The organism is Candidatus Binatia bacterium (assembly GCA_029248525.1).
Lineage (GTDB): Bacteria > Desulfobacterota > Binatia > UBA12015 > UBA12015 > UBA12015.
Map to the genome: position 1 here is coordinate 1 of JAQWJE010000044.1, position 8,134 is coordinate 8,134.

The following is an 8,134-nucleotide window of genomic DNA, read 5'->3' on the forward strand; positions in this document are numbered from 1 at the left end:
ACGAAACGAACTGAAACCTTGCAAACACCGCTCACGCCCGCGCCCAATCCATTGCAACTCATCGTGAAATAGATCACCAAGTCAGAATGAGCACGCCTAGCCTCGCCCAGCAAAACGCAACTATCGAAGCCCTTCTGGAGAGAGAACAATACGCAGAGGCACTGCCTCCGGCCAAAGACGCCCTCTTTCGCGAGATCACCGAAGGCCCCACCCACGACATCTGCACGGCGTACTTCAATCTCGCCCTCGCCTACCAGCGAACAGGCGAACACCAACTGGCCGAGGCTTGCTACAAACAGGTCCTGAAGCTCGAGGCCGCACTGCTGGGCATCGAGCATGCGAATTACTCGGACACGCTCGATCATCTTGCCAACCTGTATCTGGAAATGGGTCGCTATGCCGACGCCGAGGAGAAATTGCGGCGGATCCAGACCCGGGACAGTTTCGACGCCATGCGAATCTACGCCTTGCTGGGCATCGCCCTGCACAAACAGGGCAAGAAAAAAGAAGCAGACGAGGCCTTCCTGCGATCCGATAGCTCCGCGGGGCACGTCGGACTTCCCTGCAGCCTCTTGCGACACCACACTCGGGGCGCAGGCTGGCCCCCTGCGCGATTCGCCTAGCCTCTCCTGTGACCTCCTACCGCAGCCGCACCATCTTCCCCGCAATCCCCTGGTGGACCCAAGCCGAAAGTTCCTTGCCCGGACAGGCCCGCGACATGATCGAGACGTAGGCCCCCAGCTGGCCACTGAACTCCTCGACCCGCTCCGGGTCCTCACTCAGTCCACCCGGGAAGCTTTTGTGGTCGATCACGACACATTCGTCGGCGGTCTCGAGAACCAGGTCCGCGATGCCCGCAACCACCGTGCCGTCGTCGCGTCGCATCTGCAGCGGAAGTTCCCGATGCCACCGGGCCTCGGGCCAGCGCTCCCGCACAAACTCTACGAGCCGATCTCCCACCTCCAGCAGCGAGTCCACCGAGAGGGTATCGGCCACGCACCAGCGACCCAGAAGGTCACGCGCCAGTTGCTGACGCAGCTCGGTTGCATAGCCGGGACGATCGACCGCGAGAAAACCGTGCAACGCCTCTCCCAGATCACGCATATCCGGGCTTCCGGCCAACGCGATCGCAGAACCCAGAGCCACCTGATCCTTGACCTCGCCCGCCGCGCGGATCTCGGAAGCAGGAATGCGCGCCGGCGAAAAGCTGGCGCGGCCCGCAGCCACGGGTCCACGGCCCGGCCGGGGTTCGGGGCGTTGGGGTGAGCGGATCGCGCCTGTGCGCAGCGGTATTCGAATTGACTGCCCGCCGCCCCAGTTGACCGAGCCTTCGAGAACCTCGCCGCCTTCTTCGCGCGCGCTCGTTTCTGTGGGCTCAGCAAGGGCCGTCGTTGCCAGGTGGCCCAGCATGCCCTTGTCCAGCTTGTCCGCCTCGCTGGCCAGAACCAGACGATCGCGGGCGCGCGTCCACCCGACGTAAAGAACGCGGAGCGCCTCCTTCTCGGCTCTCTCGCGCGCGGCCCTCGCGTCCGGATGATCGTTGGCCTTTTCGTGAAACAGCGAGTTTTTCGTATTCCTGGAATAGGGATTGGGCCAATAGCGCGCACTGCGACCTGCGCGAGGAGAATCCAGGCTCATCGATATCTCCTCATTCCAGGACAGCGACACTCCAAGGATCTGTGGGTCCCTGCTCCAGTCGGTTTCCAGCAGAATCACCACCGGCCACTCAAGGCCTTTCGCCGCATGATAGGTCATCACCGTCACACCGGGGCGATCGACCGGCACGCCTTGCATGTCGCTGCGATCCTTCTCGTCGCGAGAATCCTGCCGAGCAAGATGGTCCAGCAGACCCGGAATCGTCGGAACGCCGCCGCTTGAAATCGTCTCTTCCGCAAATCGGACGCCGTAGGCCCGCAGGGCATCCAGGTTCGCCAATCTCTGCTCGGCGTTACCCCAGGACAGGCACAGCTCGCGCAATTCCAGAATCTCCACAACCCGCTCGATCGCTGCCGGCAATCCCGCGATCGAGGCTTCATCCTGCCGTGCCCGGAGTTCTTCGACAGATTTCGGCAATTGCGCCAGAGCGGCCTGCGCGGCCAAGTCGGCATCGCCAACAGGCGACAGCAGTTCGGACAGCCATTCGTCCGGATCACTGCCCCCCAGCAAGCGCGCCAATTCCGCAAGAGCCAGCGAATCCTTCGGGTCCACCCAGAGTGCGAGCCCCGCCAGTACCACCGCACACTCGTGGGTATCGACCAGCCGCTTGCGCTCGACATTGGCCGGGATCCCGGCGTCTTCGAGGGCATTCGCCACACCCAATGCCTTCTCCCCGCGCCGACAGATGATCGCCACGTCACGAGGCTCCACGGCACGGACCTCCTCAGTCAACGGATCCCGGACCCGAACCTCGTCGTCATCCAGAAGTTGCCGCAATCCGTCGGCGACGGTCGATGGAAAGTCGGCAGCCTTGGCCTTCTCCAGTTGCCAGCGTTCCAGAACCGGGCCCAACCCTGCCGGCTCCTCGGACATGGCTGCGGTAATCCGCACCAGATCCTCGGAGACGCCGTGTGCAGCGAAGGCATCGGCAAAGATCTTCGATGTGCGATCGACCAGATCAGGGCGTGATCTCCAGGATTGATTCAGAGTTTCCGGCAGCGTGTCGCCGAGGATCGCGGCGACGGCTTGATCCAGCAGATCGGGATCCGCCTCGCGAAACCCGTAGATTGACTGCTTCTGATCTCCAACCCAGATGCTGCTTTGTGCCAGCTCGGACCATCGCAGGAAGATTTAGAGCTGAATCGGGCTGGTATCCTGAAACTCATCGACGAGAACCAGATCCACATCGCCTTCCAGAGAGGCGCGAATCTCCGGGTCCGTCAACGCACGCACCGCGTAAGTCTCCTGATCCACGAAGTCCACGACACCCAGTGTCCGTTTGTGCTCGGTATAATCCGCCAGAGCCTGCGCCGCGATTTCGAATACCAAAGTAATCCAGTTCCGAAGATCGTCGTGCAATACCGGATGCGCCCGATGCCGCTCGGCGGCCTCGCAGAGGGCCGCCAGAGGATTTCCGCCTTCGACCTCTTTTTGAACCGCAGTTTTCTCCGCAAAAGAACAAAAATAATTCCATTCCGACCAACGGGTCCCTGATGGCTTGTCAAAACTGTCGGCGATTCCCTGTGCGCGGTCGAGTGCCTTGCTCACATAGCCCGTCGGCTTCTTGAAACCTGCAAAATACTTCCGGGCCGCCTTGAGAGCTTCAAGAAACGTGGATTCGATCTTGGCCTGATCGCCACGTTGTCCCAGCATCGCGAGAACCTCATCCGTGCTTCCCCGTGCCGCAGAACGCAATTTTTCCGCAGAAAAACCGTAGAGCCGCGCACTGTCCACCAGACGCTTGACCGCATGTCCCCAGTCCTCCTCCGGCATTCGGCTCTGAATTTCGGCAAGCTGGCTTTGCTGCTCGGGGCTGGCAGCTTTCGATAGCGCACGGTTCAATTCGCGACCGGCCGCATCCCCTTCCAGAATCTGGAGTCCCGGCGGCAACCCCAACTCCAGCGCGAGATCATCCACCAGCCCCCCGCAAACCGAATGGACAGTCCCGATTCGGGCTGCACCCAGGCGACGGGCCAAATCAAGGCGCCCGGCATCCAGAAGCGACTTGCGAGTCCGCTCGCGCAGTTCGGCTGCCGCCTTGCGGGTAAATGTCGTGACGACCACCGCCTCCGGGCGCGCCTGTCCGCTCAGCAACGCCTCCTTCAGACGTTCGGTGATCGCATAGGTCTTGCCGGTACCTGCGCTCGCAGACACGATTTCAATTGCGCCACTCACGATCCACCCCCCTGCGCGAAGCGACGACCGCAAACGGCGTCCAAATCGCAGTACTGGCAAGGCGGCGATATTTCGAGGCCTCGCTTTTCATCCTTTTTGCTCTGCCAGGAAGGACGGCTTGCAGCGGCCTCATAGCGCGCCACAATTCGACCTCCATCCAAATCTTCCCGAGCCTGCTGCACGGCGTCCTCCACTCTCTCCCATGAATCTTTCGGCGAGGGACCCTCCAGAGCTGCCCCACCGATCGGCATCCCGGGTCCGGGCAGCAATTCCTGCCGAGTGAGTATGAAATAGGCGAAAGGGATTTTGGCGTCACGGCCCGAGGAGAGCATTCGGGAATAGGCAGCAAGTTGATAGGCATCACCGTTCTCAATCTCTTTGCGCCGGCCCGTTGCGCCGCCCCATTTATAATCGACCACTCCCTGCGCGGCACCGACCACCAGGTCAGGCGTGCCTCTGAGAGTCATTCCTGCATCAAAGGGCGTCTCCACTTCGGTCTCGACCGCGAACGGATATGCCCCGGCCTCCCCCATCAGCCGCGTGATTTCGCGGGCACTTTCGACCACGGCGAATCTCGCCGCCGCGAGATCGCGTTCCGCGCCGGGCAGACAGAGGGAGGCTGCCCGCAGCGTTGCCTCACGATCGAAGATCACGCCGGCAAGCAAGGCAGCACGGAAGGCAGCCTCGTCTGGTACCGCCTTTTCGGGTGCGGCCGCTGCCTCGCGCAAAACCTCAGCGAGCACCTCGTGAGCCAATCTACCAAACAGAAGTGGGCCCTCGGGTAGCCGGGTTGGAAAATTCCGCCGGACTCTTCCGACTCTCTCCACGGCCCAGGAAAAACTGCAGCCGAGCAGGCGACCAATTGCACTTGGGGAAATCCGATCCGGCCAATTCACCTCTCTCAACGGATCGATTGTCCAATCCTGACGTGCCCGCGCGGCGCTCCGCAACGAGCGTGTCGGCTGATCGAGATCACCTCGGGGGACGGCTCGCACGATTTTGGCCTCGGTCTCGGAAGAGAGTCGCGCCCCGACGACATCCCATACCGGGTGGGGGGAAGCCTCCGTTCCGTCAACCTCGGTGTGCGGCGCAACCAGCACCAGCTGTTCGGAGGCCATCAGAAGGGGGCGCATGGCGCGATCGAAAGCGGTCGACGTCTGCTGGCCCCGGTCCGGCAAAAGGATCCCTTCGGCGTTCAACGCCTTGATATCGCCGGGCGGAATACCCGCACGGGCCGGCTCCGACCAGGTCGATGCTGTGCACTGCCACCAGACGATTCGACGCACAGGTGCGGTGACGGCACCAGGCTCTCGGACCGAAATGAAACCGGATTCGGCCCGGTTGTCGGCCGGAAGCGAGACTGCGGCGGTCGCCGCCGACAGGAGCCGGCCCAGTTCGGCAGAGGAGAACATGCTGGCTTTCGTCGCGGTCAGTAGTTCCCCAAAAATACGCAACTGACCGAGGAGAGCACCCCAGGCGGGCACACTCGAAGAAATCACGGCACGGAGATTATCAGGTTGCGGAGAATCTTCTTGTGTCGCGTCCAGTTTCTCTCCGCGCTCCATGAATGCGAGCTGGCTTCGTGCCCACCCGGCGATCACGTCGACTCGATTTTCGATTTCCTCGAGCGAACATTCAGAATCGCGTTCCGTGCGGGCGCCAAAGAGAACATCGATCCGTCGCGCGACCCTTTCGCGTCGCGGCTCCGGGATTCCGGCGAGGCCCTGTTCGAGCGCAGTTTTCCAATCGTCACTGCGGGTGGATGGCCACTCACCCAAGGCCCGGGCCAGCCGATGTCTGAGGCCACCGGGAACGGGAGATTGCGGCAGGCTCAACAACTCCAGGGCACGTTGCGGGTCCGCCGGCGCCCAAATCAGAGATAGCGCGAGCGGCAGGATCTGGAGCAGAGGTACGTCGGACGAATCCGACGGAGCACCCACCACAGGAAGGCCGTGTCGTGCCAGCGCCCGATCCAGCGTCGCATCGGCCCCGATGATCAACGTGTGGTCGATTTCTGTCGGACCCAGCGATGCCAACCACGCGGCGATATCGTCTGCCGCGCGCAACGGGCCGTGGGCACGCACCAGTTGAACGCTGCCATCGCCGGCAACGGCAACGTTCCCCGTCCCCTCGCGCACGGCGCTCAGGTCTCCGGTAGCCGCCGCCTTCGCGGGAGTTTCTCGCCGCACACGGGTATGCTCACCCAGCGCGACGAACAATTCCTGCCACAATCCGGGCTGGTCGTCAGTGGGCTCCAGGACCACAACCTCGTCGCATATGGCGCCGACCGATTCCCCCAGGTCACGCAGTCGGTCCAGAACCGCGGCAATGCGATCCGGCCACCCCGGTGCAGCACTATCGGTGACCTGCGCCAGCGCGCCGAGGCGATCGGTGAAGGATTGGCCCTGCCAACCGGCAAGACGCAGGAGATCGCGTTGCTCCAGCAGGCGCCGGGCCGTGGCAAAAAGATCGGCGTCGGCCGAAGCACTCCAGAAGCCCTCGGTGTCCTCCACCATAGCCGCGATTGCGGCCACTCTGGCCGCGGTGGCCGTGGTTCGCCCCCCAAGCCCCAGGTGCAGCTCGAGCAGGGACAAGAGTCCTTGAGGCCCGACCCGGAACTCGCCGACGGAAACGCCGTCCGTCAGGACCGGACCTGGCCAGGTACCTCCATCAAAGGCAGGGTCATATACAACTTTCATCTGCAATCTCCTTGTGACGCGGCTATCACGCTCGAGGCCATTCGTCTGCTCCATTTGATGTGAATCATCCGGATCCCCTTTGTTCCGGACTCGGCTTGCGCGCTTTCGCGGTGCGGGCCGGCCCCCGGGTTGCCAGGCGGCAGTCCCGGGAGCCGCTGCGCCCAGCCTGGGGCACTTCCTCCATCTTGCAAGACAGGATCAAGCCTAGGAGAAGACCTGCTCCTGAGCCTGCTCCTGACGCAGCGCCGGCGCCCCCGCGGCATCGACACCCATATCAGGTTGCGTGCTCTCTTCTGTTGCACAGCCAGACTCTGCGGTCTCTGGTTCCTCGGCCCCTGTCTCCTCGGCCCCAGTATCCTCGGCCGCAGTATCCTCGGCCCGGGCCTCCTCGATCTCTGCATGCTGCGCCTGTTCAGGCTCAATCACGCCCAGCGCTCGAAACTGGCCTTCGATCGGCAGCAGGAGTCGCCCTATTCGATCCAGCAGGTGCGCCTCTTCCTCGTGCCCCGCGCGGGCCGGGACCCCGAGCTCGGACAACTCTTCCAGATCCAGCGGAAATCCATGGCAAGGATAGTCGTGCGCCAGTGAGCGAAAAAGTGCCTTGGCCTGCTCATGGCTGAATCCGGCGCGATATCGGGTCAGCAGACGAACCCCGAAGTGCGTGGCGACTTCCAGCGCGCGAGCGGATTCGGCGATCTTCACGGGATCGACCTGCTCGTAGACTCGCCCCATCAAGTTGCCCGTCAATTCTGCTGCGCGAGAAGATGCATCAAAAGGCGACATTCCCGTCTCGGCCTGCACGCGAGAGAGCGCCGAGGCGAAAAGTTCGACCGAGATACCAGCGGACTGCTCGAAAGCCTTGAAGGTCGAGAGCACCGAGCAATTGATCGAAGTATCCGCGCTTCGCTTATGATCGAACTGGGCGTCCAGCGGACCCAACTCTCCCATGGCGCCCAGCACGAGATCATCACCTACCAGCGCGATCAACGTTGCCGCACTCTTGGCGCAGATCGGGACATAGATCGTCACAGGTGCGCGGCGGCGGCCCAAAGCACGAGCAATCACATAGGCCGTATCGATGCAGCCTCCATGACTGGCCAGAACCACATCGATCGGTTCGCCCGGCGGCAGTTCGTCCATGGCCTCGAAAAATCCAGGCAGCAAACTGCGGTCCAGATGCGGCAGGATAGCCACCAGACAATGGCGACCACGCGCTGTCGCGAACCCGCCGATGATCTCTTCGATGCTTTTCTCAACAGACGCCTCTTCGAATTCGCCTGCCCCGGTCGTTTGCTGTACGTCGTATCTCAAATTCTTCCTCCCCGATTGTTCTTCGCCAATTTTCGCCCTGATTGTTTCGCCACGCCGCGGCCGCGCGCCCTGGCCACTCGGCCGCATCCCCTAGCCCCTCGCCCCTCGCCACTTGCCACTTGCCACTTACGGCTCGAGACCCACGAATTAAAACCCGCTCCGCCAAACCTGCCGCCCGCAACTCGAGAGCCGCCGTTTTCGACACAAGAATCGCTGCACGAGGCGAAAAGGTTTTGTTGGAAGGGAAGAGAACGCGGGCAACGACCGTCTGGCGCTGACCAAGCAGCACCGTA

Annotated in this window: 4 protein-coding genes and 1 pseudogene; 1 reads left to right on the forward strand and 4 read right to left on the reverse strand. The window is 62.6% G+C overall.

Going from position 1 to position 8,134, the window contains the following annotated elements:
- Positions 1–86 precede the first annotated feature (86 nt).
- Positions 87–623, forward strand: a complete 537-nt coding sequence (locus tag P8K07_11425; GenBank protein ID MDG1959129.1) for a tetratricopeptide repeat protein — start codon at positions 87–89, stop codon at positions 621–623.
- A gap of 16 nt (positions 624–639) precedes the next feature.
- Here the strand turns inward: P8K07_11425 and P8K07_11430 are convergent, their stop codons facing one another.
- From P8K07_11430 to P8K07_11445, 4 genes and pseudogenes are all read right to left on the reverse strand, one after another.
- Complete coding sequence (locus P8K07_11430) at positions 640–2,547, reverse strand: 3'-5' exonuclease (GenBank protein ID MDG1959130.1); 1,908 nt, start codon at positions 2,545–2,547, stop codon at positions 640–642.
- A 147-nt stretch (positions 2,548–2,694) separates the two neighbouring features.
- A pseudogene (locus P8K07_11435) lies at positions 2,695–3,810 on the reverse strand (UvrD-helicase domain-containing protein).
- Positions 3,811–3,827: 17 nt separating this feature from the next.
- Positions 3,828–6,530 (reverse strand): PD-(D/E)XK nuclease family protein, encoded by a 2,703-nt coding sequence (locus P8K07_11440; protein ID MDG1959131.1) that lies wholly within the window; start codon positions 6,528–6,530, stop codon positions 3,828–3,830.
- Positions 6,531–6,734: 204 nt separating this feature from the next.
- Positions 6,735–7,841 carry a hypothetical protein gene (locus tag P8K07_11445; protein ID MDG1959132.1) on the reverse strand — a complete coding sequence of 369 codons (1,107 nt, stop codon included), beginning with the start codon at positions 7,839–7,841 and terminating at the stop codon, positions 6,735–6,737.
- Positions 7,842–8,134 lie beyond the last annotated feature (293 nt).

Bases quoted from the DNA above. Each gene is read 5' to 3' on its own strand.
- P8K07_11425 (MDG1959129.1), top strand. From the start codon at position 87: ATGAGCACGCCTAGCCTCGCCCAGCAAAACGCAACTATCGAAGCCCTT.
- P8K07_11440 (MDG1959131.1), bottom strand. From the start codon at position 6,530: ATGAAAGTTGTATATGACCCTGCCTTTGATGGAGGTACCTGGCCAGGT.